The sequence below is a fragment of the Streptomyces sp. NPDC006458 genome (assembly GCF_040612135.1).
Lineage (GTDB): Bacteria > Actinomycetota > Actinomycetes > Streptomycetales > Streptomycetaceae > Streptomyces.
The window spans coordinates 50,911-75,318 of record NZ_JBEXPR010000036.1 but is presented as its reverse complement, the minus strand read 5'-3'; the positions used below and the strand labels follow the sequence as shown (position 1 = coordinate 75,318).

The 24,408-nt window shown below is 72.5% G+C and carries 23 protein-coding genes; 14 read left to right on the top strand and 9 right to left on the bottom strand.

Annotated features, from left to right (window positions below):
• Positions 1 to 230 precede the first annotated feature (230 nt).
• On the bottom strand, positions 231 to 1,220 hold the full coding sequence (locus ABZZ79_RS34555; protein ID WP_356695694.1) for a DeoR/GlpR family DNA-binding transcription regulator: 990 nt from the start codon (positions 1,218 to 1,220) through the stop codon (positions 231 to 233).
• Between the two features lie 170 nt (positions 1,221 to 1,390).
• Complete coding sequence (locus ABZZ79_RS34550) at positions 1,391 to 2,839, bottom strand: NAD(P)H-quinone dehydrogenase (protein WP_356695692.1); 1,449 nt, start codon at positions 2,837 to 2,839, stop codon at positions 1,391 to 1,393.
• Between the two features lie 117 nt (positions 2,840 to 2,956).
• On the opposite strand from ABZZ79_RS34550, the gene ABZZ79_RS34545 reads away from it, so the two are divergent.
• From ABZZ79_RS34545 to ABZZ79_RS34535, 3 genes are all read left to right on the top strand, one after another.
• Positions 2,957 to 3,394: a gamma-glutamylcyclotransferase gene (locus tag ABZZ79_RS34545; protein WP_356695690.1), complete on the top strand. Its 438-nt coding sequence runs from the start codon at positions 2,957 to 2,959 to the stop codon at positions 3,392 to 3,394.
• Between the two features lie 140 nt (positions 3,395 to 3,534).
• Positions 3,535 to 4,359, top strand: a complete 825-nt coding sequence (locus tag ABZZ79_RS34540; RefSeq protein WP_356695688.1) for a purine-nucleoside phosphorylase — start codon at positions 3,535 to 3,537, stop codon at positions 4,357 to 4,359.
• 89 nt (positions 4,360 to 4,448) lie between these two features.
• On the top strand, positions 4,449 to 6,089 hold the full coding sequence (locus tag ABZZ79_RS34535) for a phospho-sugar mutase (protein WP_356695686.1): 1,641 nt from the start codon (positions 4,449 to 4,451) through the stop codon (positions 6,087 to 6,089).
• A gap of 378 nt (positions 6,090 to 6,467) precedes the next feature.
• Here the strand turns inward: ABZZ79_RS34535 and ABZZ79_RS34530 are convergent, their stop codons facing one another.
• The gene (locus ABZZ79_RS34530) at positions 6,468 to 8,135 is read right to left on the bottom strand and encodes a hypothetical protein (protein ID WP_356695684.1); all 1,668 of its coding nucleotides are present in this window, start codon (positions 8,133 to 8,135) and stop codon (positions 6,468 to 6,470) included.
• A 50-nt stretch (positions 8,136 to 8,185) separates the two neighbouring features.
• On the bottom strand, positions 8,186 to 8,818 hold the full coding sequence (locus ABZZ79_RS34525; protein WP_356695682.1) for a PH domain-containing protein: 633 nt from the start codon (positions 8,816 to 8,818) through the stop codon (positions 8,186 to 8,188).
• A 365-nt stretch (positions 8,819 to 9,183) separates the two neighbouring features.
• Here ABZZ79_RS34525 and deoC point away from each other — a divergent pair, with 365 nt between their 5' ends.
• The 3 genes from deoC to ABZZ79_RS34510 are packed head-to-tail and all read left to right on the top strand — an operon-like array spanning position 9,184 to position 12,499.
• Positions 9,184 to 10,143 (top strand): deoxyribose-phosphate aldolase, encoded by a 960-nt coding sequence (deoC, locus tag ABZZ79_RS34520; RefSeq protein WP_356695700.1) that lies wholly within the window; start codon positions 9,184 to 9,186, stop codon positions 10,141 to 10,143.
• Positions 10,143 to 11,600, top strand: a complete 1,458-nt coding sequence (locus ABZZ79_RS34515) for an aldehyde dehydrogenase family protein (RefSeq protein ID WP_356695698.1) — start codon at positions 10,143 to 10,145, stop codon at positions 11,598 to 11,600. The genes deoC and ABZZ79_RS34515 overlap by 1 nt, the downstream gene beginning before the upstream one ends.
• The gene (locus tag ABZZ79_RS34510; protein ID WP_356695680.1) at positions 11,597 to 12,499 is read left to right on the top strand and encodes an aldehyde dehydrogenase family protein; all 903 of its coding nucleotides are present in this window, start codon (positions 11,597 to 11,599) and stop codon (positions 12,497 to 12,499) included. Before ABZZ79_RS34515 ends, ABZZ79_RS34510 begins: the two co-directional genes overlap by 4 nt.
• A 141-nt stretch (positions 12,500 to 12,640) precedes the next feature.
• On the opposite strand, the gene ABZZ79_RS34505 is transcribed toward ABZZ79_RS34510, so the two are convergent.
• Entirely contained in the window at positions 12,641 to 13,048 is a 408-nt protein-coding gene (locus ABZZ79_RS34505) for a hypothetical protein (RefSeq protein ID WP_356695678.1), read from the bottom strand.
• A 124-nt stretch (positions 13,049 to 13,172) separates the two neighbouring features.
• Here ABZZ79_RS34505 and ABZZ79_RS34500 point away from each other — a divergent pair, with 124 nt between their 5' ends.
• A complete protein-coding gene (locus ABZZ79_RS34500) occupies positions 13,173 to 13,808 on the top strand; it encodes a uridine kinase (protein WP_356695677.1) in 636 nt (211 codons plus the stop codon).
• A gap of 253 nt (positions 13,809 to 14,061) precedes the next feature.
• On the opposite strand, the gene ABZZ79_RS34495 is transcribed toward ABZZ79_RS34500, so the two are convergent.
• The gene (locus ABZZ79_RS34495) at positions 14,062 to 14,844 is read right to left on the bottom strand and encodes a SigE family RNA polymerase sigma factor (protein ID WP_356695675.1); all 783 of its coding nucleotides are present in this window, start codon (positions 14,842 to 14,844) and stop codon (positions 14,062 to 14,064) included.
• A 262-nt stretch (positions 14,845 to 15,106) separates the two neighbouring features.
• On the opposite strand from ABZZ79_RS34495, the gene afsQ1 reads away from it, so the two are divergent.
• From afsQ1 to ABZZ79_RS34470, 5 genes are all read left to right on the top strand, one after another.
• Complete coding sequence (gene afsQ1, locus ABZZ79_RS34490; protein ID WP_073940367.1) at positions 15,107 to 15,784, top strand: two-component system response regulator AfsQ1; 678 nt, start codon at positions 15,107 to 15,109, stop codon at positions 15,782 to 15,784.
• A complete protein-coding gene (locus ABZZ79_RS34485) occupies positions 15,781 to 17,361 on the top strand; it encodes a HAMP domain-containing sensor histidine kinase (protein ID WP_356695672.1) in 1,581 nt (526 codons plus the stop codon). The genes afsQ1 and ABZZ79_RS34485 overlap by 4 nt, the downstream gene beginning before the upstream one ends.
• Complete coding sequence (locus ABZZ79_RS34480; protein WP_356695670.1) at positions 17,358 to 17,972, top strand: hypothetical protein; 615 nt, start codon at positions 17,358 to 17,360, stop codon at positions 17,970 to 17,972. Before ABZZ79_RS34485 ends, ABZZ79_RS34480 begins: the two co-directional genes overlap by 4 nt.
• Positions 17,973 to 18,606: 634 nt before the next feature.
• Complete coding sequence (locus ABZZ79_RS34475) at positions 18,607 to 19,194, top strand: VanZ family protein (protein ID WP_356695668.1); 588 nt, start codon at positions 18,607 to 18,609, stop codon at positions 19,192 to 19,194.
• 61 nt (positions 19,195 to 19,255) lie between these two features.
• Complete coding sequence (locus ABZZ79_RS34470) at positions 19,256 to 19,456, top strand: PspC domain-containing protein (protein ID WP_356695666.1); 201 nt, start codon at positions 19,256 to 19,258, stop codon at positions 19,454 to 19,456.
• A 77-nt stretch (positions 19,457 to 19,533) separates the two neighbouring features.
• Here the strand turns inward: ABZZ79_RS34470 and ABZZ79_RS34465 are convergent, their stop codons facing one another.
• Both ABZZ79_RS34465 and ABZZ79_RS34460 read right to left on the bottom strand, forming a co-directional pair.
• Positions 19,534 to 19,860, bottom strand: a complete 327-nt coding sequence (locus ABZZ79_RS34465) for an ATP-binding protein (protein ID WP_356695664.1) — start codon at positions 19,858 to 19,860, stop codon at positions 19,534 to 19,536.
• A gap of 138 nt (positions 19,861 to 19,998) precedes the next feature.
• Entirely contained in the window at positions 19,999 to 21,162 is a 1,164-nt protein-coding gene (locus ABZZ79_RS34460; RefSeq protein ID WP_356695662.1) for an adenosine deaminase, read from the bottom strand.
• Between the two features lie 114 nt (positions 21,163 to 21,276).
• On the opposite strand from ABZZ79_RS34460, the gene ABZZ79_RS34455 reads away from it, so the two are divergent.
• On the top strand, positions 21,277 to 22,038 hold the full coding sequence (locus tag ABZZ79_RS34455) for an alpha/beta hydrolase (protein ID WP_356695660.1): 762 nt from the start codon (positions 21,277 to 21,279) through the stop codon (positions 22,036 to 22,038).
• A gap of 29 nt (positions 22,039 to 22,067) precedes the next feature.
• On the opposite strand, the gene ABZZ79_RS34450 is transcribed toward ABZZ79_RS34455, so the two are convergent.
• A complete protein-coding gene (locus tag ABZZ79_RS34450; protein ID WP_356695658.1) occupies positions 22,068 to 23,021 on the bottom strand; it encodes a LysR substrate-binding domain-containing protein in 954 nt (317 codons plus the stop codon).
• A gap of 63 nt (positions 23,022 to 23,084) precedes the next feature.
• Here ABZZ79_RS34450 and ABZZ79_RS34445 point away from each other — a divergent pair, with 63 nt between their 5' ends.
• Positions 23,085 to 24,380: an MFS transporter gene (locus tag ABZZ79_RS34445; protein ID WP_356695656.1), complete on the top strand. Its 1,296-nt coding sequence runs from the start codon at positions 23,085 to 23,087 to the stop codon at positions 24,378 to 24,380.
• Positions 24,381 to 24,408: the final 28 nt, after the last annotated feature.

Below are 24,408 nucleotides of genomic sequence, written 5' to 3'. Positions count from 1 at the left end.
CGCTCCGGCACCATCAAGGGCCTGAGCGCCGAGGTCGGCGCCTCCATCACCTCCGGCGCCGTCATCTGCGAGATCAAGGACTGACCCCCAGATCCGACCACGTTCCCCGCGCCCGCCGTCAAGGGGCGCGGGGAACCGCACGACCGGCCACCGAAAGCCCGCACGCCCGCGAACGCCTCACGCCCCACCGCGAGAAGGCGCTACGGCGAAGCGGCGGAGCCACTCCCCGCTCAGCGCCGCCGCATGTCGGCGACCCGCGCGGCCCGCTGCTCCGGTCCCCCGGAGCCCGGGTCCGTCAGCGCGGCCGCCCCGCGCAGTGAAGCCGTACCGGGGACGCCACGCCGGGGCGCCGGCAGCGGGACGTCACGCCGCTGCGGCCGGGCCGCGGTGGCGTCACCCCCCGGCCCCCCGCCCGTCGCGCCCCCCTGGGCGTTTCCCGGCGTACCGGTGACGGCGATCTGCACACCCTGGTCGGCGAGCGCCTGGAGCTCGGTCGCGGCCCGTTCGTCGTGCGCGGGCGGTTCGTCGGTGACGAGCCGGGTGATCACATCCGTGGGCACGGTCTGGAACATCGTGTCCGTGCCGAGCTTGGTGTGGTCGGCGAGCACCACCACCTCGGCGGCGGCCTGCACCAGGGCCCGGTCGACGGACGCCGAGAGCATGTTGGACGTGGACAGGCCGCGTTCGGCGGTCAGTCCGCTGCCCGACAGGAAGGCCTTGGAGACCCGCAGCCCCTGCAGGGACTGCTCGGCGCCGGAGCCGACGAGGGCGTAGTTGGAGCCGCGCAGGGTGCCGCCGGTCATCACGACCTCCACGCGGTTGGCGTGGGCGAGGGCCTGGGCGACCAGCAGGGAGTTGGTGACGACGGTCAGCCCCGGGATGCGGGCGAGCCGGCGGGCCAGTTCCTGGGTCGTGGTTCCGGCCCCCACCACGATGGCCTCGCCCTCTTCGACGAGGTTCGCGGCGAGGTCGGCGATGGCCGTCTTCTCGGCGGTCGCGAGATGCGATTTCTGCGGAAAGCCGGACTCCCGCGTGAATCCGCCCGGCAGTACCGCACCGCCGTGCCGGCGGTCGAGGAGTCCTTCTGCCTCCAGTGCCCGCACATCCCGCCGTACGGTCACTTCTGAGGTCTGGACGACGCGGGCGAGCTCACGGAGCGACACTGCTCCGTTCGCTCGCACCATTTCGAGGATCAATTGGCGACGTTCTGCAGCGAACACGAAACTGACAGTAACCCCAACGACCGTCTGGTTTCAGCAGTTTGCGCCGAATAACAGAAGTTGTTCGCACAGGGCGACGGGAAGTGGTATATGGGCATAGTCCCGCCGCCCGTGCCCTGGGCAGAAGCCGCAACTCCCCGTGACGGACGGGGAGTCGGTGCCTCCCGCGGTCAGACCTCGCCGGTCGCCTTGCGCGTGTGCAGCTGCCGTGCCACCTCGGCGATCGAGCCGGACAGGGAGGGGTACACGGTGAACGCGTTCGCGATCTGTTCGACCGTCAGGTTGTTGTCGACGGCGAGCGAGATGGGGTGGATGAGCTCCGAGGCGCGCGGCGCGACGACCACGCCGCCGACCACGATGCCGGTGCCGGGCCGGCAGAAGATCTTCACGAAGCCGTCCCGGATGCCCTGCATCTTGGCGCGCGGGTTGCGCAGCAGCGGCAGCTTCACGACCCGGGCCTCGATGACGCCCGCGTCGACATCGGCCTGCGTGTAGCCGACGGTGGCGATCTCGGGGTCGGTGAAGACGTTGGAGGAGACCGTCTTGAGGTTCAGCGGGGCCACCGCGTCGCCGAGGAAGTGGTACATGGCGATGCGGCCCTGCATGGCGGCGACGGAGGCCAGCGCGAAGACGCCGGTGACGTCACCGGCGGCGTACACGCCGGGCGCGGTGGTGCGGGAGACCTTGTCGGTCCAGATGTGCCCGGAGTCCTTGAGCCTGACCCCCGCCTCCTCCAGACCCATGCCCTCGGTGTTGGGGATGGCGCCGACCGCCATCAGACAGTGGGAGCCGGTGATCACGCGGCCGTCGGCGAGGGTGACCTCGACACGGTCGCCGACGCGCTTGGCGGACTCGGCGCGGGAGCGGGCCATGACGTTCATGCCACGGCGGCGGAAGACGTCCTCCAGGACCGCGGCGGCGTCCGGGTCCTCGCCCGGCAGCACCCGGTCGCGGGAGGAGACGAGCGTGACCCGGGAGCCCAGCGCCTGGTAGGCACCCGCGAACTCCGCGCCGGTGACGCCGGAGCCGACCACGATGAGCTCCTCGGGGAGCTCGGTGAGGTCGTAGACCTGCGTCCAGTTCAGGATGCGCTCGCCGTCCGGCCGGGCGTCGGGCAGCTCGCGCGGGTGGCCGCCGGTCGCGATCAGGACGGCGTCGGCGGTGAGGGTCTCCTCGGTGCCGTCGGCGGCGGTCACGACGACCTTGCGGGAGCCGTCGAGGGCCTGCATGCCCTCCAGGCGGCCGCGGCCGCGCATCACCCGGGCGCCGGCCCGGGTGACGGAGGCGGTGATGTCGTGCGACTGCGCCAGCGCGAGCCGCTTCACACGCCGGTTGACCTTGCCGAGGTCCACGCCGACGACCCGGGCCGGGGTGTCGATGTGCGGGGTGTCGTCGGCGACGATGATGCCCAGCTCCTCGTACGAGGAGTCGAAGGTGGTCATCACCTCGGCCGTAGCGATAAGGGTCTTCGACGGCACGCAGTCGGTCAGCACCGACGCTCCGCCCAGACCGTCGCAGTCGACGACGGTCACCTCCGCGCCGAGCTGAGCGCCCACCAGGGCCGCTTCATAGCCGCCGGGTCCGCCACCGATGATCACGATCCGAGTCACGTACTCCATTGTCCCGCACGCTTCAAGGTGCTACTGCCCCGGGGGCCCGAGCGTGGTACTCGGGCCGTCGGACGGGACACCGGACGGCGGGAGTGACAGACGTTCCGGCTGCCGTACTCTCTCAGCATGTCGCTCTATGCCGCCTACGCGTGCAATCTCGACGCGCGGCTGATGACCCGCCGCGCCCCGCATTCGCCGCTGCGCGCCACCGGCTGGCTGAACGGGTGGCGGATGACCTTCGGGGGCGAGCAGATGGGCTGGGAGGGCGCGCTCGCGACGATCGTCGAGCAGCCCGCCGCCCAGGTCTTCGTCGCGCTCTACGACCTCGCCCCCATGGACGAGGACTCCCTCGACCGCTGGGAGGGCGTCGGCCTCGGCATCTACCGCCGGATGCGCGTGCGCGTCCACACCCTGGACGGCGAGGAGTCCGCCTGGACGTACGTCCTCAACGCCTACGAGGGCGGCCTGCCCTCGGCCCGCTATCTGGGCGAGGTCGCCGACGCGGCGGAGTCGGCGGGGGCCCCGCACGACTACGTGATGGAGCTGCGGAAGCGTCCCTGCTGACGACGGGGACGCCCTGATGCCCGAGGAGCGGCCAGCCGCCCCTCGGGCGGTGCTTTCGTCGGAAACGACAAGACAACGATCGCCATCCCGTGAGCTCTGTCATCTACGCGCGTAGGCAATGACCGGCTACTCTCGTCGGCGTGAACGCATCTCTTCTTCCGGACGACATCCAGGGCGACCCGTACGCCGCCGCCGACGCCGCCGCCGCACGCCTGCGCGAACTGACCGGCGCCGAGTCCCACGACGTCGCCCTCGTGATGGGCTCCGGGTGGGCCCCGGCCGTGGACGCGCTGGGCGATCCCGACGCCGAGTTCCAGGTCACCGAGCTGCCGGGGTTCCCGCCGCCGGCGGTCCAGGGCCACGGCGGCAAGATCCGCTCGTACAAGATCGGTGAGAAGCGGGCCCTGGTGTTCCTGGGCCGCACCCACTACTACGAGGGCCGCGGAGTCGCCTCCGTCGCCCACGGTGTACGCACCGCGGTCGCCGCCGGCGCCAAGACCGTGGTGCTCACCAACGGCTGCGGCGGTCTGCGCGAGGGCATGCGCCCCGGTCAGCCGGTGCTGATCAGCGACCACATCAACCTCACCGCCACCTCCCCCATCGTCGGCGCCAACTTCGTCGACCTGACGGACCTGTACTCGCCGCGGCTGCGCGCCCTGTGCAAGGAGATCGACGCCACCCTGGAGGAGGGCGTCTACGCGCAGTTCCCCGGCCCGCACTACGAGACCCCGGCCGAGATCCGCATGGCCCGCGTGATCGGCGCCGACCTGGTCGGGATGTCGACCGTGCTGGAGGCCATCGCGGCCCGCGAGGCGGGCGCCGAGGTGCTCGGCATCTCCCTGGTGACCAACCTCGCCGCGGGCATGACCGGCGAGCCGCTGAACCACGAGGAGGTCCTCCAGGCCGGCCGTGACTCGGCGGCCCGGATGGGCGCCCTGCTGACCCGAGTGCTCGGCCGCCTGTAGATCCCCCGGGCCCCCGGAAGCGCAGCGGGGTGGACCCCTGGGAGCCGGGCCGCCCGCCCCTCATCCACCACACGAGAGGTTGACCGCAGGTGACCCACGATTCGCTGGCACGGGCCGAGGCGTGGCTGGCCGAGGACCCCGACCCCGAGACCCGCGAGGAGCTCAGGGCGCTCATCGACGCCAAGGACGTCGACGAGCTGACCGCCCGCTTCAGCGGCACCCTGCAGTTCGGCACCGCCGGTCTGCGCGGTGAGCTGGGCGCGGGACCGATGCGCATGAACCGCTCGGTGGTGATCCGCGCGGCCGCCGGACTCGCCGCTCATCTCAAGGCGAAGGGCCGGGCGGGCGGGCTGGTCGTCATCGGCTACGACGCCCGCTACAAGTCCGCCGACTTCGCCCGCGACACCGCCGCCGTGATGACCGGCGCGGGCCTGCGGGCGGTCCTGCTGCCCCGACCGCTGCCCACCCCCGTCCTGGCGTTCGCGATAAGGCATCTGGGCGCGGTCGCGGGTGTGGAGGTCACCGCCAGTCACAACCCGCCACGGGACAACGGCTACAAGGTCTACCTCGGCGACGGCTCCCAGATCGTGCCGCCCGCCGACGCGGAGATCGCCGCCGAGATCGACGCCGTCGTGGCCCTGGCCGACGTGCCCCGTCCGGAGGCCGGCTGGGAGACCCTCGACGACGCCGTCGTGCGTGCCTACCTGGCCCGCACGGACGCCGTGCTCGCCGCCGGGTCGGCCCGCACCGCCCGGACCGTCTACACGGCCATGCACGGCGTCGGCAAGGACGTCCTGCTCGCCGCGTTCGCCCGCGCCGGCTTCCCCGAGCCGGTGCTGGTCGCCGAGCAGGCCGAGCCCGACCCGGCGTTCCCGACCGTGGCCTTCCCCAACCCGGAGGAGCCCGGCGCGATGGACCTGGCGTTCGCCAGGGCCCGCGAGACGGACCCCGACCTGATCATCGCCAACGACCCCGACGCCGACCGCTGCGCCGTGGCCGTCAAGGAGGGCCCGGAAGGCGGTGACTGGCGGATGCTGCGCGGCGACGAGGTCGGCGCGCTGCTCGCCGCCCACCTGGTGAAGCGGGGCGCGCGCGGCACCTTCGCCGAGTCGATCGTCTCCTCCTCCCTGCTCGGCCGTATCGCCGAGAAGGCGGGCCTGCCGTACGAGGAGACCCTCACCGGCTTCAAGTGGATCGCCCGCGTGGAGGGCCTGCGCTACGGCTACGAGGAGGCGCTCGGCTACTGCGTCGACCCCGAGGGCGTGCGCGACAAGGACGGCATCACCGCCGCCCTGCTGATCACCGAGCTGGCCTCGGAGCTCAAGGAGCAGGGCCGCACCCTGCTCGACCTGCTGGACGACCTCGCCGTCGAGCACGGCCTGCACGCCACCGACCAGCTCTCGGTGCGCGTCCAGGACCTGTCGGTCATCGCCGACGCCATGCGGCGCCTGCGCGAGCGGCCGCCGACCGCGCTGGCGGGCCTGGCCGTCACCCGCGCCGAGGACCTCACCCGGGGCACGGAGGCGCTGCCGCCCACCGACGGCCTGCGCTACACCCTCGACGGCGCCCGCGTCATCGTCCGCCCCAGCGGCACCGAGCCGAAGCTGAAGTGCTACCTGGAGGTCGTCGTGCCGGTCGCCGCGCACGCCGACCTGCCGGCGGCCCGCGCCCGCGGCGCTCAGGTGCTGGCGGAGATCAAGCGCGACCTGTCGGCGGCGGCCGGCATCTGAGCCCGGGGGCGCCTCTTCCGTCCAGGAGGCGCCCCCGTTCCTCCTCCCCCAGCGCCCTCACTCGCCCGGGGGCACCCCATCGGGTGAATTCCCGGCGACCGCTGACGTCGGTGGCGGCAGCCGCGTGCCGCGTCGGGAAACGGTGGTCCGGTCCTGCCCGCCGAGCACCGGAGCCGCCCCGTGCCGTCCTCCACCGCCGCGAAGACCGCGCCGAGCGGCCGGTAGCGCCCGCATCCCGTCCACACCTCCCCGGCCGCCCGCCACGTCCGCGTGCCGGCGGTGACGGCGGCGGTCCTGGGGTCGGCGTACTGCGGGCGTACATGGTGCCGGTGTGGCCGAGCGCGCCGTGAGGGCGGGGGCGGCGCACGGGGGCGTGCCTTACGGCATCAGGAAGAGCAGCGCGGTCCAGCCGAGGGCGGTGGCCAGGGCGTACGGCCACAGGGTGCGGCCCCGGGGGCGGGCGGCGGGCTCGGCCGGGCGCTTGGCCTCGTCCTTCCACAGGGCGGTGATCTCGGCGGCCATCCGGTCCAGCCGGTGCACGCGGCCGAGGCGTCGCTCCAGCCAGCGCCAGCTGGGGCCGGACAGCTTCCACCGCATGAAGTCGCGCCGAGTGCTGTCGATCTTCAGTACGGGCCCGTCGACCGTCACCAGCCGCAGGTGCTCCCAGGCGATGTGCCGCGGACCCTTCATGCCGTCGAGCCACAGCCCGTCACGGTCGGCCGTGACGCGCCAGGCGACGATGTGCGGCACGGCTCCGGCCAGGAATGGGCCCACGACCAGGCCGAGTGTCCAGCGAAACAGATCGCCCTCGCCCGAGACCAAAGCGCAGGCGAAGAGCAGGAAGACCAGGCCCATGACCCAGTCGCGCGGGCCGGCCCGCCACTGGCGCACCCGCCCGTCCGCCACCGACGCGGCGAGCGCGTCCAGCCGCTCCTGGTCGGCCGCGGCCCTTATCTCCCGGGCCGTGCGGCGCCGTGCCGCGTTCTCGGACAGCGGCCGCACCGGCCCCGTCGAGCCCTCCGTGAACGGCGGCTCGTCGGGCTGTTCGGCGGCGCTGACCAGGACGATCTCGGCACCGTCGTACGGGGCTCCGTACAGGACGGCCTCCCGCAGCGGTCCGGGCTGTTCGTCGTCGAGCCGGTCGAGCAGGGCCTCCCACTCCTCGTCGTCCTCCTCGTCCTCGTCCACCTCGTTCTCCGCGTCCTCCGCGTCCTCCGCGTCCTCCGCGTCCTCGTCGTCGAGGAGGGTCGTGGCGACGGTGAACAGCGGGCGGAGGGCGGCGGTGTCGTCGGCGGCGAAGACCTCGGTGTCCACGTCGGCCGCCTGGCGCACCAGCACCCGCAGCACGGGCACCGGCGCGGTGCGCAGGGCGGCGGCCCGGCGGCGGGCCAGCAGTCCGGACAGCAGCACGGTGAGCCCCAGCCCGATGACACCGGCCGTAACAGCCGGCACGGCCTGCCGGTCCTCCGTCAGATCCCGGGCGTCCTGGAGGGCGAGCAGCACGGCACCGCCCACGACGACGAGCACCCCGGCCCCGGTCAGGAACAGCCCGCGCCGCGGGGGCGCCGGCGCGCCGGGCACGACGGCCGTGACTCCCCCGGCGGCCGCCTCCGCCGAGGCCCGCTGCCGGGCGCGGGCGCGCACCCGCGTCAGGGCGGCACCCCACACCCCGGCGAGGACGACGATCAAGGCGAGCCGGACGGTGAGCGGGGCTCCGTTCGCCACGAGCAGCAGCACGGCCGTGAGCGGCGCGGACAGCAGCGCCACCCCGGGCCGCACCAGCAGCCATGCCGGATGCAGCGCGGCGAGCGCGGCGGCGAACGCGGGCAGACCCCCGTAGAGGCAGAGGGAACCGCTCGCGACGAGCGCGGCGACGCCCACCGCGAAGGTCGCGCCGCCGGGGGTGCGCACGGGCACCCAGCGCGGCGGAAGGGCCGCGGTCCAGCGGCGCGCCCCCTGGGCGTCCAGGGCGGGACAGCCGTCGGGAACGAGGGCGGCGGGCAGCGGGAGCGGACCGTCGTCGGCCTCGGTGTGTGTGTCGGTCACGCTCGTCAGACGGGCGGAACGGCGAGAGGGTTGTACCGAGTCGTTGGCATTCAGCCCAGCGCGCCGAGCACCACGAGCAGCACGGCACCGACGAGCGTGGGCACGATGATCTCGTACGCCCACCGCACGGTGATCTCGCCCTGCGAGGTGTCGGCCTTCTCCCGGGCCTCCAGCATGGCGCGCAGCTCGTCCATGATCTTGTCGCCCTGGTCGCGCAGCGGCCCGTCGTCGATGTCGCCGCCCGGTCCGAAGACGCTGCCGCGGACCCGCTTGCCCTGTGCGGCGGCGGTCTCCCGGGCGTCCCGCCGCTCCTGGCGCCGGGTGGCCCGCTTACGGCCGCGCAGCGACACGGGGACGGCCCACAGCTGGAACTTCCTGCCCTCCTTGTCGACGGCCTCGTTGGTGTAGCCGGAGCGCAGCGAGACGATCTCGCCCCAGGGCAGCGTGACGACCCGCAGCGGGTTGCGCAGCCGCAGCCGGTTGTCGTCGGCGAAGACGGCCGGGCGGACGGTGAAGGCGACGACGACCGGCACGAAGGTGAGCAGTCCGCCGAGTGCCAGCCAGGGTGCGCGTCCCTCACCCTGGACCATGGCATCGATCCCGAGCCACGCGGCGAGGGCGAGCAGGAGCACGCCGCCGACGAGGGCCATGGGCGAGCGGTAGATCCGGTCGTTGGTGGTCATGCCGCCGATTATGCATGCGGCTCCGCGCGGGCCGTCCGTCGTGGGTGCCGACCGCCCGCGTGCGGCTGCGGGCCCTCGGTGGTTGCTCGCGCAGTTCCACCCAGGGACGCGGGGAACTGCGCGACCGGCCACCGCCAACCCGCACACACGCCCCGCCCCAGGGGCGCGAGGAACTGCGCGAACAACCACCCCCAACCCGCACACACACTCCCACCCAGGAACACACGCACCCAGGGGCGCGGGGAACTGCGCGAACGGCTACCGCCGACTCGCGCATACACTCGAACAAAAGCCCCAAAGGCGAGAAAGTGGAACCCCGCCCCCTGTACAGCCGCTACGCGCGTAGATATGCTCGGCTGGTGACCATGCCCACCAATGCACCCATCGCAGCAGACGCCCTCTCGGACGTGACGTCGTCAGACAACACGCTGCGCCGCTTCCTCCACGGGCTGCCCGGCGTCGACGCGGTCGGCCTGGAGGCGCGCGCCGCCTCCCTCGGCACCCGTTCCATCAAGACGACCGCGAAGGCGTACGCGATCGACCTCGCCATCTCGATGGTCGACCTCACGACGCTGGAAGGCGCGGACACCCCGGGCAAGGTCCGGGCGCTCGGCGCCAAGGCGGTCCTGCCCGACCCGACCGACCGGACGACCCCCACCACGGCCGCGGTCTGCGTCTACCCCGACATGGTGGCCGTCGCCAAGGAGGCCGTCGCCGGTTCCGGCGTCAAGGTCGCCTCGGTCGCCACCGCCTTCCCGGCCGGCCGCGCCGCGCTCGACGTGAAGCTGGCCGACGTGCGCGACGCCGTCGCCGCGGGTGCGGACGAGATCGACATGGTCATCGACCGCGGGGCCTTCCTCTCGGGCCGGTACATGAAGGTCTACGACGAGATCGTCGCGGTGAGGGAGGCCAGCGGGGCGGCCCGTCTGAAGGTCATCTTCGAGACCGGCGAGCTCTCGACGTACGACAACATCCGCCGGGCCAGCTGGCTCGGCATGCTGGCGGGCGCCGACTTCATCAAGACCTCGACCGGCAAGGTCGCCGTCAACGCGACCCCCGCGAACACGCTTCTGATGCTGGAGGCGGTCCGCGACTTCCGCGCCCAGACCGGGGTGCAGGTCGGTGTGAAGCCGGCCGGCGGCATCCGCACCTCGAAGGACGCGATCAAGTTCCTGGTCCTGGTCAACGAGACCGCGGGCGCGGACTGGCTGGACAACCACTGGTTCCGCTTCGGCGCCTCCTCGCTGCTGAACGACCTGCTGATGCAGCGCCAGAAGCTGGCCACCGGCCGCTACTCCGGCCCCGACTACGTGACGGTGGACTGATCGACATGACTTTTGAGTACGCACCGGCGCCCGAGTCCCGCTCGGTCGTCGACATCGCCCCGTCCTACGGCCTGTTCATCGACGGCGAGTTCACCGACGCGGCGGACGGCAAGGTCTTCAAGACCGTGTCGCCGTCCTCCGAGGAGGTGCTGTCCGAGATCGCCCGGGCCGGCGAGGCGGACGTGGACCGGGCGGTCAAGGCCGCCCGCAAGGCCTTCGAGAAGTGGTCGGCGCTGCCGGGCTCCGAGCGCGCGAAGTACCTCTTCCGCATCGCCCGGATCATCCAGGAGCGCAGCCGTGAGCTGGCGGTCCTGGAGACCCTGGACAACGGCAAGCCGATCAAGGAGACCCGCGACGCTGACCTGCCCCTGGTCGCCGCGCACTTCTTCTACTACGCGGGCTGGGCGGACAAGCTCGACCACGCCGGCCTGGGCGCGAACCCGCGGCCGCTGGGCGTGGCCGGCCAGGTCATTCCCTGGAACTTCCCGCTGCTGATGCTGGCGTGGAAGATCGCCCCGGCGCTGGCGACCGGCAACACGGTCGTGCTGAAGCCGGCCGAGACCACCCCGCTGTCGGCCCTGTTCTTCGCGGACATCTGCCGCCAGGCGGGCCTGCCCAGGGGTGTCGTCAACATCCTCACCGGCTACGGCGACGCGGGCGCCGCGCTCGTCGCGCACCCGGACGTGAACAAGGTCGCCTTCACCGGCTCCACGGCCGTCGGCAAGCAGATCGCGCGGTCCATCGCGGGCACGCGCAAGAAGGTGACCCTCGAACTGGGCGGCAAGGGCGCCAACATCGTCTTCGACGACGCCCCGATCGACCAGGCCGTCGAGGGCATCGTCAACGGCATCTTCTTCAACCAGGGCCAGGTCTGCTGCGCGGGCTCGCGTCTGCTGGTCCAGGAGTCGGTCCAGGACGAGCTGCTGGAGTCCCTCAAGCGCCGGCTCTCCACCCTGCGCCTGGGCGACCCGCTGGACAAGAACACCGACATCGGCGCGATCAACTCCGAGGAGCAGCTCGCCCGGATCACCACTCTCGTCGAGCGGGGCGAGGCCGAGGGCGCCGAGCGCTGGTCGCCGGCCTGCGAACTGCCCGAGAGCGGCTACTGGTTCGCCCCGACGCTCTTCACGAACGTCACCCAGGCGCACACCGTCGCCCGCGACGAGATCTTCGGCCCGGTCCTGTCCGTGCTGACCTTCCGTACGCCCGACGAGGCCGTCGCCAAGGCCAACAACACGCCGTACGGGCTGTCGGCGGGCATCTGGACGGAGAAGGGCTCCCGCATCCTCGCGGTGGCGAACAAGCTCCGGGCCGGTGTCGTCTGGTCCAACACGTTCAACAAGTTCGACCCGACCTCGCCGTTCGGCGGTTACAAGGAGTCGGGCTTCGGCCGCGAGGGCGGCCGACACGGCCTGGAGGCGTACCTCGCCCCGTCGAGCCCGGAGGGCGAGCGATGAAGAACACTGTTGACCCGACCCGACTCCCCGTCTTCAAGACCTACAAGCTGTTCGTGGGGGGCAAGTTCCCCCGTTCCGAAAGCGGCCGGGTGTACGAAGTGACCGACTCCAAGGGCAACTGGCTGGCGAACGCTCCGCAGGCGAGCCGCAAGGACGCCCGTGACGCGGTGGTGGCCGCCCGCAAGGCCTTCGGTGCCTGGTCGGGCGCGACCGCGTACAACCGCGGCCAGATCCTCTACCGCGTCGCCGAGATGCTGGAGGGCCGCCGCGAGCAGTTCGTGCGCGAGGTCGCCGAGGCCGAGGGCCTGTCCAGGTCCAAGGCCGCCGCCCAGGTGGACGCGGCGATCGACCGCTGGGTCTGGTACGCGGGCTGGACCGACAAGATCGCCCAGGTGGTCGGCGGCGCCAACCCGGTGGCGGGCCCGTACTTCAACCTCTCCTCCCCGGAGCCGACCGGCGTCGTCGTGGTCGTCGCCCCGCAGGAGTCGTCCTTCCTCGGCCTGGTCTCGGTGATCGCCCCGGTGATCGCCACGGGCAACACGGCCGTGGTCGTCGCCTCGGAGAACTCACCGCTCCCCGCCCTCTCCCTGGGCGAGGTCCTGGCCACCTCCGACCTGCCCGGCGGCGTGGTGAACGTCCTGTCCGGCCGTACGGCGGAGATCTCCGCCCCGCTCGCCGCGCACCAGGACGTCAACGCGATCGACCTGGCCGGCGCCGACGAGGTCCTGGCCAAGGAACTGGAGATCGCCGCGGCCGACAACCTCAAGCGCGTCCTGCGTCCACAGCCTGTGGACGACTGGTCCGTCCCGGCGGGCACGGACCGCATGACGGCGTTCCTGGAGACCAAGACGGTCTGGCACCCGACGGGCAGCCTGGGCGCCTCGGGCTCGTCGTACTGATACACCCCGCCGCGGGGGCGGGGCCGCACCCGCGCCCCGAGGGCGGCCGCAGGCCGCACAAGGGGCGCGGGGAACCGCGCGGCGGGCCACGCACGGCCCGCGGCCGACGTGCGGTCACAGCTCCCCGGCACCCCGCCCCGCTCAGCCGCCGAGCAGCTCCGTCGCCTGGCCCAGCAGCGGAATCGACCCGATCGACTCCGCCTGGGCCACCGGCGCGGTCAGCATCTGGGACGTCAGCGGCCGGAAGTCGGCCAGCTGCGTCCCGATCCCGTTGTCCAGCGGGTCGACCCCCGTCCCGGCCAGCGGATTCGGCTTGAGCGAGGACACCGTCCCGGTGGTGTACCGCAGGGACATCGTCAGCGCCTCCACCCCCGACTGCGGGTCGAGTTGCCCGAGCGAGGTCGGACGCGTCCGCATCGCGTCCACCACCGGTTCGGTGTCCGCCGCGGCGGCCGTCGTCGCGGACGCGCCGAGCGCCACACCGGCCGTCGCCAGCGCGGCCAGCGCCCGCCGTCCGGCGTGGTTCGGGGAGTTGTCGTGTCGGGCCATCGCTGCCACCTTCTGCTGCGCAAGGTAATCGAGTCGACACAAAGGGTAGTTGAGGTGTGACGCGGGCTTCAAAGCCGACCCGCGGGAGGGTGAACGGCGCGTGAATGCCTCAGACTGGTGACCCGTGACTTCCCATCCGCCCATACCCACGCGCGTCGTGCTGCTCTGCGGCCCGTCCGGCTCCGGCAAGTCCCTGCTCGCAGCCCGCTCCGGTCTCCCGGTGCTGCGGCTCGACGACTTCTACAAGGAGGGCGACGACCCGACGCTGCCGAAGGTGGCCGGGAGCTCCGACATCGACTGGGACCACCCCGAGTCCTGGGACGCGGACGCCGCCGTCACCGCGATCACCGAGCTGTGCCGCACCGGCCGTACCTGCGTACCGGTCTACGACATCTCGCTCAGCGCCCGCACCGGCACCGACGCCGTCGACATCGGACGGACCCCGCTGTTCATCGCGGAGGGCATCTTCGCCGCCGAGATCGTGCGGCGCTGCCAGGAGCTCGGCGTCCTCGCCGACGCGCTGTGCCTGAGCCGCGGCCCCGTCAAGACCTTCCGCCGGCGCTTCCTGCGGGATCTGCGGGAGGGCCGCAAGTCCGTGCCGTTCCTGCTGCGCCGCGGCTGGCGGCTGATGCGCGCCGAGCGCTCGATCGTGGCCCGGCAGACCGCGCTGGGCGCCCACGCCTGCGACCGCGACGAGGCGATGGGCCGCCTCGCGGCCGCGGCGGCGGGCCGCTGCGCCACTTCACGGACCGCGGCCTGACCGTCGTACGCCCGTAGCCCTCTACGGCGTACGCCCGTATCTCCTTGCGGCGACCGCGGAACGCGAAAGCGGGACTGGATGGACCCCCCGGCCCTCCAGTCCCGCTTCCTCTGTGCTCCCCCGTGCCTTCCCCCGTCGGTCCTGCTTCCCCCGTATCCCCCCTGATACTTCCCCCGTGGTCCCCCCGGACCTGTCAGCAAGACCCTCGTACCGTCCCCCTGATACACCTCTCGGGGAACTTTTTTTCCGCGCTTCAGGCGACCAGCTCGCCGAAGGCGTCCTCCTCGTCACGGCCGAAGCTGAGGACCTCGTCCTCGCGCAGCCGGCGCAGCGAGCGCCAGATGCTGGACTTCACCGTGCCGACACTGATACCGAGGATGTCCGCGATCTCCGGGTCCGTGCGGCCCTCGTAGTAGCGCAGGACCAGCATGGTGCGCTGGAGTTCGGGCAGCCGGGCCAGCGCCTGCCACAGGACCGCGCGCAGCTCGGTGCCGCGCATCGCGTCCGTGTCACCGGGCGTCTCCGGCAGCTCCTCGGTCGGGTACTCGTTCAGCTTGCGGCGCCGCCAGGCGCTGATGTGCAGGTTGGTCATGGTGCGGCGGAGATACCCGCCGACCGCCGCCTTGTCGCTGATCCGGTCCCACGCCCGGTAGGTCGAGAACAGCGCGCTCTGCAGCAGGTCCTCGGCCTCGAAGCGGTCACCGGTCAGGTGGTAGGCGGTGGCGTACAGAGAGGCGCGACGCTCCTGGACATAGGCGGTGAACGCCGCTTCGGCGTCCGCGGCCTGCGACCGGGAGTGACACTCCCCCGATTCCTCCCTGTACGCGGCTCCCCCGTCCGTCTCCCCCGTGAGACCTTCGACCACCGCCATGTACGGCCGTTCGGCCTGCGGTGCGTGCGCGGTGTGCTGACGTCCGGTGCCGCGAGCGCACCCCCGCCCGCTCACGGCACCGGACTTCTCAGAACCCCGGTGCACGTTCACGTCGTGCAGACGCGTGATCACTGCGCTGGTGCTCATGCCGTGCAGCGTGTTCATCTCGCGCCCCCCGTCGTGGACTTGCCGGTGTTCGGTCTGCGTTCTTCCTTGTGCCGAGAAGCCTGCCCGGGCCACTTCATCGCCGTGTCCGCCGACTGTCACAGACCTGTCACAGGGGTCCCCCGCCGGGAAGAGAGGGACGGGAAGGGCCTCGGGGCCGGGGGGCGCGCGGGGGGATCACTCAGCGGAATCGCGCGTAAGGGCTGCGTTCCATCGGCTCCACAGGTTCATCCGTACGGCATCCATGGGCCAGAATGAGCCCGTGCCTTCCCTGTTGCTGATCGAGGACGACGACGCCATCCGGACGGCCCTGGAGCTCTCACTGACGCGCCAGGGACACCGCGTGGCGACCGCTGCCAGCGGTGAGGACGGTCTGAAGCTGCTGCGCGAGCAGCGCCCGGATCTGATCGTGCTGGATGTGATGCTGCCCGGCATCGACGGCTTCGAGGTGTGCCGGCGCATCCGGCGCACGGACCAGCTGCCGATCATCCTGCTCACCGCGCGCAGCGACGACATCGACGTCGTGGTGGGACTGGAGTCCGGCGCGGACGACTACGTCGTCAAGCCGGTGCAGGGGCGGGTCCTCGACGCCCGGATCCGGGCCGTGCTGCGGCGCGGCGAGCGGGAGTCCAACGACGCGGCGGCCTTCGGCAGCCTGGTCATCGACCGCGCGGCCATGACCGTCACGAAGAACGGCGAGGATCTCCAACTGACCCCGACCGAGCTGCGGCTGCTGCTGGAACTGAGCCGCCGCCCCGGTCAGGCGCTTTCGCGCCAGCAGCTGCTGCGGCTGGTGTGGGAGCACGACTACCTCGGTGACTCGCGGCTCGTGGACGCCTGTGTGCAGCGGCTGCGCGCCAAGGTCGAGGACGTGCCGTCCTCGCCGACCCTGATCCGTACCGTGCGGGGCGTGGGCTACCGGCTGGATCCGCCTCAGTGACGACGGAGCAAGGGGGTCTCCGCGGCTGGGCGGCGGATCGCAAGGTTTTCTCAAGACTGCGCTTCACCAGTCTGCGGCTGCGGCTCGTCGTCGTGTTCGGGTTGGTCGCGCTGACCGCCGCCGTGTCCGCGTCAGGCATCGCCTACTGGCTCAACCGGGAGGCCGTGCTCACCCGCGCGCAGGACGCCGTGCTGCGCGACTTCGAGCAGGAGATGCGCAGCCGCGCGGGCGCCCTGCCCGAACACCCCAGCCAGGACGACCTCCAGCGCACCGCCGGCCTGATGGCGGGCGGCAGCCAGCACTTCACGGTCCTGCTGGTCGCCGAGGACCCGGCCGGCAAGACGGTGTACGGCGGCTCCGGCGGGCTGAACGGCTTCGAGCTCGGTGACGTACCGAAGTCCCTGCGGACCGCGGTGAACCGCAAGCAGCCGCAGAGCTCGGCCAACGGCGCCGAGTACCACCTGTACTGGCAGCGTGTCGTCGACGACGGCACCCCGTACCTGGTGGCGGGCACCCGGGTGATCGGCGGTGGCGCGACCGGCTACATGCTCAAGTCGCTGGAGCCGGAGGCCAAGGACCTCAACTCCCTCGCCTGGTCGCTGGGGATCGCCACCGGTCTGGCCCTGATCGGCTCCGCCCTGCTCGCGCAGGCCGCGGCGACGACCGTGCTGAAGCCGGTCCACCGCCTGGGCGTCGCCGCCCGGCGGCTCGGCGAGGGCAGGCTGGACACCCGGCTGCGGGTGTCGGGCACCGACGAACTGGCCGATCTGTCACGGACGTTCAACAACGCCGCCGAGGCGCTGGAGAAGCGGGTAGCCGAGATGGCCTCCCGCGACGACGCCTCGCGGCGGTTCGTGGCCGACATGAGCCATGAACTGCGTACGCCGCTGACCGCGATCACCGCCGTGACCGAGGTGCTGGAGGAGGAGCTGGACTCCGAGGCCGGCGGCATCGACCCGATGATCGAGCCCGCGGTGCGGCTGGTGGTGAGCGAGACCCGGCGGCTGAACGACCTCGTGGAGAACCTGATGGAGGTCACCCGCTTCGACGCGGGTACGGCCCGGCTGGTGCTGGACGACGTCGACGTCGCCGATCTGATCACCGCCTGCATCGACGCGCGGGCCTGGCTGGACGCGGTGGAGCTGGACGCCGAGCGGGGCATCCACGCGCAGCTCGACCCGCGTCGGCTGGACGTGATCCTGGCCAACCTGATCGGCAACGCCCTCAAGCACGGCGGGTCGCCCGTGCGGGTGGCCGTGCGGGCCGCCTCCGACGAGGTCGTCATCGAGGTCCGCGACCACGGGCCCGGCATCCCCGAGGACGTGCTGCCGCACGTGTTCGACCGCTTCTACAAGGCGAGCGCGTCCCGGCCGCGGTCGGAGGGCAGCGGGCTGGGGCTGTCCATCGCGCTGGAGAACGCGCATATCCACGGCGGGGAGATCACCGCCGCCAACTCGCCCGACGGCGGGGCGGTGTTCACGCTGCGGCTGCCCCAGGACGGGGCGGAGGCCGAGGCCGAGGCCGAGGAGCCGACGGGGCGGGAGACCGGGCAGGACACGAAGGGGGACGCGTCGTGAACGCGCGCCGGGCGCTGGCGCTGGTGCTGGTGCTGCTCGTCGGGGCCGTCGGGACGGTGGCCGGGTGCGGGATCCGGGCCACAGAGGTGCCGACCGACTACGGTGCGGCGCCCTCGCGGGCCCACTGCTCGCTGTCCGCGCCGGACATCGGCACGCAGTCCGCTCGGGGGCTGGCGGTGCAGGTGTTCCTGCGCTGTGGCGCCTCGCTGGTGAGCGTCGACCGGTCGGTGAACATTCCCGAGGGTACGGCGGACTCGGCGCGGCGGGTGCTGCTCGCGCAGGGGTTGCTGAACGAGCTCGCGGAGCCTTCGTCGGCGGCTGAGCGGCTGGCGGGGTACACGACGGACGTCCCTTCCCGGATGAAAGCGGGCGGGCCTCGGGAGGGTGATCCGGAGGACACGCTGCGGCTGAACGTCGCTCCTGATCGGCTGTCGTCGTACGCGCTGGCCCAGATCGTGTGCACCTTCTCGGACTCCGAGGCCGCGGAGGGCGACGGTTCGGTGATCCTCGGCGGGCCGTCGGGGGCGCCTCGGCGCTACGAGTGCACGCCCGAGGTCCGGACGGATCCGGGGAGCGTGCGGCCGCCGAACACGGGGGTGGCGGCGGGGTGACGCCTGCGGCGGCCTGTTCCTGTCCGGTGGGGCTGCTGTAGCGCCTTGTGTTCGGTGGGTGGTGCGGGGCCGCGCCGGGGGATATCCGTCCTCGGTCCGCCGAACTGGCCTCCTACGGGGGCAGAGGGTGGTCACCGCCGTCCGCTGCGGGCGGACACCCCCCGCCCCGTCCCCTCCCCGCCGTACGCGCCTTCCCGCCGCCTCCCGTCCCTGTCCCCTCCTCGCCGTACGCGGCTTCCCGACGCCTCCCGTCCCGTTCCCTCCTCGCCGTACGCGACTTTCCGACGCCCTCCGTCCCAGCCGCGGACCGGCGCGAGCCGCCGCCGCGGGCATGCGTGCCGCTAGGGGCGGCACGGGTGGGCGTGGCGGCACCTCGTCGGCGCCGAGTTGCGTACCGCCCCCCGCCTCAGCCGCGACGCCGCCCGGCCGGTGAGCATGCCTTCGCCGGGCCCGCCCCGCCGCAGGCCGGCAGGACGCCGAGTCGCGCAACGCCCCGGCCGTGAGCCGGTCGCGTAACGCCGTAGGTGTCGGCGGCGGGGCCCGGATGTGCCCGCCGGAACCGCCCGGGGTGTGGCGTATGCCTCACACCCGATGTGGCGGAACCGTTTGCGCGGGGTGCCGCGTCTAGGGGGGCGTGCAGCGTCAAGGCTCCATGGGCGGCAACGCCGCGTTCCGCATCCGTGTGACGGGAGGTGTCCTCCTCGTCGCACATCTCGCGCTCGTCGCCTGGTTCACGCTGCGACCGCTGGACGTCCCCTGGGTGATGCCGGCCAACCTGCGCCCGTTCGCCGGCATCCGCGCGGACCTGGCGCTGGGCGGGCCCGAAGCCGCCCGCAGGATCGGCGAGGGACTGGTGCTGCTGGCCCCGCTCGGCGTGCTGCTGCCACTGGCGAGCGGCAGGCTGACCGTCTCGCCGCTGGGCTCGCTGCTGCGTACGGCGGCGGCCGGCGCCCTGATCTCCCTGGCCGTCGAGCTGTTGCAGACGGGCGTACCCGGCCAGGTCACCGACGTCGACTCGCTGCTGCTGAACACCGCGGGCGTGGTGCTCGCGCATCTCGCGGTGGTCCCGCTGGGCCGGGCGCGGCTGCGGCGCCGGGCCGAGGTGCGGGAGGAGGGGCGGCATGAGGGGCGGCATGAGGGGCCCGCTCAGGGTCGGACCCCGACGATTCCCAGGGTCGGGATCGCCCCGTGGAGTGACGCTATGCCCCCTTCGTCTCCGTAGCGTTGAGAGCAGATGAGGCAGCCACGAGGGCCGCCTCGGATCAGCTCACGAAGGAGCCGCCATGTCCCGCCCTGCCCGCCCCGCGAACGGCCGGATGATCGGCGGAGTGTGCGCCGCGCTGGCTCGGCGCTTCGGCATCTCCGCCCTCACGATGCGCGTGATCTTCCTGGCGTCCTGCCTGCTGCCGGGCCCGCAGTTCCTGCTCTACATCGCGCTGTGGATACTCCTCCCCTCGGAGAACAAGGCCCGCACGGCCTGGTGAACCCCCGCGCACAAGTACGCCGTCGGGGCGCGCCCGGAAGTCTCGGGGCGCGCCCCGACGGCGCGGGGGAGCCTGGGTCAGCCCAGCGGGAGGCCGTTCACGGGCAGGCCCTTGGTGGGCAGGCCACCCACCGGCAGACCGCCGAGCAGGCCCGCGACCGGCTTGGTCGGGCCGTCGGCGAGCGCCTTCTCGGCGACGGGCTGCGCGGCGGCGACACCGGCGGCGAGGGCGGGCTGTGCCTGGGTGAGGGCCTCACCGGCACCCGGCAGGACCTGGGCGACGGTGCCAAGCGCCTGGCCGGCGTCGGGCAGGGCCGGGGCGGCGTTCGCGGCGCCCGCACCGGTCGCGGCGAAGGCGGCACCGAGAGCGGCGACACCGAGGGTCTTGGCAGCAGACTGCTTCATCGTTAATGCGTCCTGACTGAAATCGAAGACTGAACGGGGACGGAAGCGGTTCCCGAACGTAAACACGCCGCAGGGCCCGCCGCAAACACCGAAATGCGGACGGGTTGTGAAAGCCCGCCCGCATTCCCCGTCCCCCGATCAGCCCTCCGACGGGGCAGAACCGCTGGTCGAGGCGGTCTGCTGAAACAGCCATTCGGACTTCAGCTCGGCGTATCCGGGCTTGATGACGTCATTGATCATCGCAAGTCGTTCATCGAAAGGAATGAACGCTGATTTCATCGCATTGACGGAGAACCACTGGAGGTCTTCGAGCGTATAGCCGAACGCCTCGACGAGATGCTCGAATTCCCGGCTCATACTCGTGCCCGACATGAGGCGATTGTCAGTGTTTACCGTGGCCCGGAAGTGCAGGCGGCGCAGCAGCCCGATGGGGTGCTCGGCGTAGGAGGCGGCGGCTCCGGTCTGGAGGTTGGAGCTGGGGCACATCTCCAGCGGGATGCGCTTGTCGCGGACGTAGGAGGCGAGTCGGCCGAGGTGGACGGTGCCGTCGTCCTTGACCTCGATGTCGTCGATGATGCGCACCCCGTGCCCGAGCCGGTCGGCGCCGCACCACTGCAGGGCCTGCCAGATGGAGGGCAGCCCGAAGGCCTCACCGGCGTGGATGGTGAAGTGGTTGTTCTCGCGCTTGAGGTACTCGAACGCGTCCAGGTGCCGGGTGGGCGGGAAGCCCGCCTCGGCGCCGGCGATGTCGAAGCCGACGACGCCGAGGTCGCGGTAGCGGTTGGCGAGTTCGGCGATCTCCAGGGCGCGGGCGGCGTGCCGCATGGCGGTGAGCAGCGCGCCGACGCGGACGCGGTGCCCGTCCTCGCGGGCGGCGCGCTCGCCCTGCCGGAAGCCCTCGTTGACCGCCTCGACGACCTCTTCGAGGCTGAGCCCGCCCTCCAGGTGCTGCTCGGGGGCGTAGCGCACCTCGGCGTAGACGACGCCGTCCTCGGCGAGGTCCTCGGCGCACTCGCGGGCGACCCGCACCAGCGCGTCGCGCGTCTGCATGACGCCGACGGTGTGCGAGAAGGTCTCCAGATAGCGCTCCAGGGAACCGGAGTCGGCGGCCTCACGGAACCAGAGGCCCAGCTTGGCCGGGTCGGTCTCGGGGAGCGCGGAATAGCCTTGCTCCTGGGCCAGTTCGACGATCGTGCCGGGCCGCAGCCCGCCGTCGAGGTGGTCGTGCAGGAGTACCTTGGGTGCCCGGCGGATCTGGTCCGGGCTCGGGGTGGTCCCCATCCGGTCAGTCTGGCTCGTCATTTCCGCACCCTAACTCCTACGCGCGTAGATCGCCCGTCGCGACGACTCGGCCGATACGTAACGGTGACCCCACGGACGGGTGGCGTACACGCACGCTTCTGACACTGTTCTGTCATGGCACAGCATGCGACGCCGGTTCGCGAGGCCCGGCTGGGACGGGCGTTCGGTCCGGAACCGACGGCGGTGAGCGGGGTGGTGCTGCTGCTCCCGGGCGGTGACGAGCGATCGACCAGACGTCCGTCCGCCCTGCTCGCGGCGGGTTCCGTGCGCTCGCTCGGACGCCGTCTGGCCCGCGCGGGACGGCAGGAGGGCCTGGCCGCGCACGTCGTCCACTACCGATACAAGGGCTGGAACGGCAGCGAGGCCCATCTCGCCCGCGACGCCGCCTGGGCTGCCGACGAGGCGGTACGCCGCTACGGCGATGTCCCCGTGTGCCTGACGGGATTGGACATGGGCGGCCGGGCGGCGCTGCACGCGGGCGGCCACGAGGCCGTCAACTCCGTGTTCGCGATAGCCCCTTGGCTGCCCGAGGAGGACATGGCCGCACCACCCGAACCGGTGAAACAGCTCGCCGGGCGCCGGGTGCTGATCGTGCACGGCACCAACGACGAGCGCACCGACCCCGAGCTGTCCTTCCGCCTCGCGGCACGCGCGAAGAAGGCCAACCGTGAGGTGTGCCGCTTCGAAGTCCACTCGGACAGACACTCCTTGCAGCAGCATCGCGACGAAGTGATGTGCCTGGCGGAGGACTTCGTGATGGGCGCCCTGTTCGACCGCGCCTTCTCCCGCCCGGTCGAGGACGCCCTCGCCGCCCCTCCGCCGCTCGGGCTGCGCATGCCTCTGGCGGCCGGGTTCGGGCGGTCGCTGCGTCATTAGGGGCTGCCCGCGGGCTGCCCTGGGGTGCCTCACTCGTGCAGCAGGCGGCCCCGCCTCGACAGCAGGAACTTCTTGAACGCGGCCACGGGCGGGGTGTCCGGTCGGCCCTCCAGCCAGGCCACGCCGATCTCGCGGGCCGCGCGCGGGGCCGTCACCGTCAGCTCGGCGACACCCGGCCGGGGCACGGCCGGCGGTGGCAGCAGGGCGACGCCGAGTCCGGCGGCGACCAGGCCCCGCAGGGTCTCCGCCTCCTCGCCCTCGAAGGCGATCCGGGGTCGGAAACCGGCCTCCTTGCACAGGTCGTCGGTGATGCGGCGCAGGCCGTAGCCGGGCTCCAGGGTCACGAACGCCTCGTCGGCGGCCTCGGCCAGCCGCACCCGCCTGCGCCCGGCCAGACGGTGGTCGGCCGGCACCACCAGCCGCAGCTTCTGCTCGTCCAGCCGGCGCCCGACCAGGTCGGGGGCGTCCGGGACGGGCGAGGTCAGACACAGGTCCAGCTCCCCCGCGCGCAGCCGCTCCAGCATGGCCTCGCCGTAGTTCTGCACCAGGCTGAAGCGGACCCGGGGGTGGTCGGCGCGGAAGGCGTGGATCAGTCCGGGCACGGTCTCGGCGCCCATCGTGTGCAGGAAGCCGAAGGCGACCTTGCCAGCCGCCGGGTCGGCGTCGGCGCGCACCTCCTCGGCCGCCCGCTCGATCTCGGCGAGGGCCCGTTCGACGGAAGTGAGGAAGGTGCGTCCGGCGGGCGTGAGCGACACGGTCCGGCCGCGGCGGGCGAACAGGTCGACGCCCAGGTCCTGTTCGAGCCGGACCATCGCGCGCGACAGAGTCGACTGGGGGACGTCCATCTCCTGCGCGGCCCTTGTCACATGCTCGGTGCGGGCGACCCCGGCGAAGTGCACGAGGCGTGGCGCGAGCAGCGCGACGATGTCTTCTGTGTCACCACTCGGTGACAGGTGCTGTCCTGACCTGTGCTGATGCATCACGGGAACGATTATGCCGATTCCATGCATTGGACGGATGAGCGGCGATCTCCGTACGGTCGAAGCATGAATCCCGCCGATACCGGGGCGTCCACCCTCGTGGGCGCCGCCGTCCCGTCCCCCGCCTCCTCCGCCCCTTCGCCCGGCGTGTGCGCCGACGACTCCCGGATGACCCCGGGCGGCCCGGGGTACCGGCGGATGAGCTTCGCGCTCTTCCTGGCCGGTGTGGCGACCTTCGCCCTGCTGTACGCCACGCAGGCGCTGCTGCCGCTGATCTCCGGTGACTTCGGGGTGAGCGCGGGCGAGGCGAGCTGGACGGTGGCGGTCGCGACGGGCGGTCTGGCGGTGTTCGTGCTCCCGATGAGCGCGCTGTCGGAGCGGTTCGGGCGGCGCACGGTCATGACCTGGTCCCTGGCCGTCGCTGTGACGGTGGCGGTGCTGGTCCCCCTCGCGCCCTCGCTGCCCGCCCTGGTGGCGTTGCGCGCGGTGCAGGGCGCGGCGCTGGCGGGTCTGCCGGCCTCGGCGACGGCGTATCTCGCGGAGGAGGTCCGGCCGCGGGCGCTGGTCACCGCGATCGGTCTGTTCGTCGCGGGCAACAGTGTCGGCGGAATGAGCGGGCGGGTCATCACGGGCTGGGTGGCGCAGGAGTGGGGCTGGCGGGTCGCCCTCGGCGTGATCGGCGCGCTCGCGGTGGCCTGCGCGGTCGCCTTCCGGCTGCTGCTGCCCGCGCCGAAGCACTTCACGCGGGGCTCGCTGCGGCCGCGGGTGCTCGCCCGCACGGTCCGCGACCACCTCACCGATCCGCTGCTGCGTCGGCTGTACGCCATCGGGGCGCTGTTCATGACGGTGTTCGGCGGCGTGTACACGGTCATCGGCTACCGCCTGACGGACGAGCCGTTCTCCCTGCCGCAGGGCATCGTCGGCTCGATCTTCCTGGTCTACCTCGTGGGCACGGTGTCGGCCTCCACCGCCGGGCGTCTGGTGGGCCGTGTGGGCCGCCGGGGCGCGCTGTACCTGGCCGGCGGCACGACCGCGGCGGGTCTGCTGCTGTCCCTCGCCGACTCGCTGGGCCTGGTCCTGCTGGGCCTGGTCCTGATCACGGCCGGCTTCTTCGCGGGGCACGCGGTGGCGTCCTCGGCGGTCAGCAAGGCGGCGACCCGTGGCCGTGCCCAGGCTTCCGCCCTCTACCAGTCCGCCTACTACATCGGCTCCAGCGCCGGCAGCACGGTCGGTGCGGTGGCGTTCCACGCGGGGGGCTGGGGTGGGACGGTGGCGGTGGGGGTGGCCGCGGTCCTGGGTGTCGTGGGCATCACCCTGGCCGGCACCAGGGCAGCCGCCCTGTCGGCGACCCGGGCGGCGTAGAGGACCCGTCCCCTCCCCCGCCGGGTGC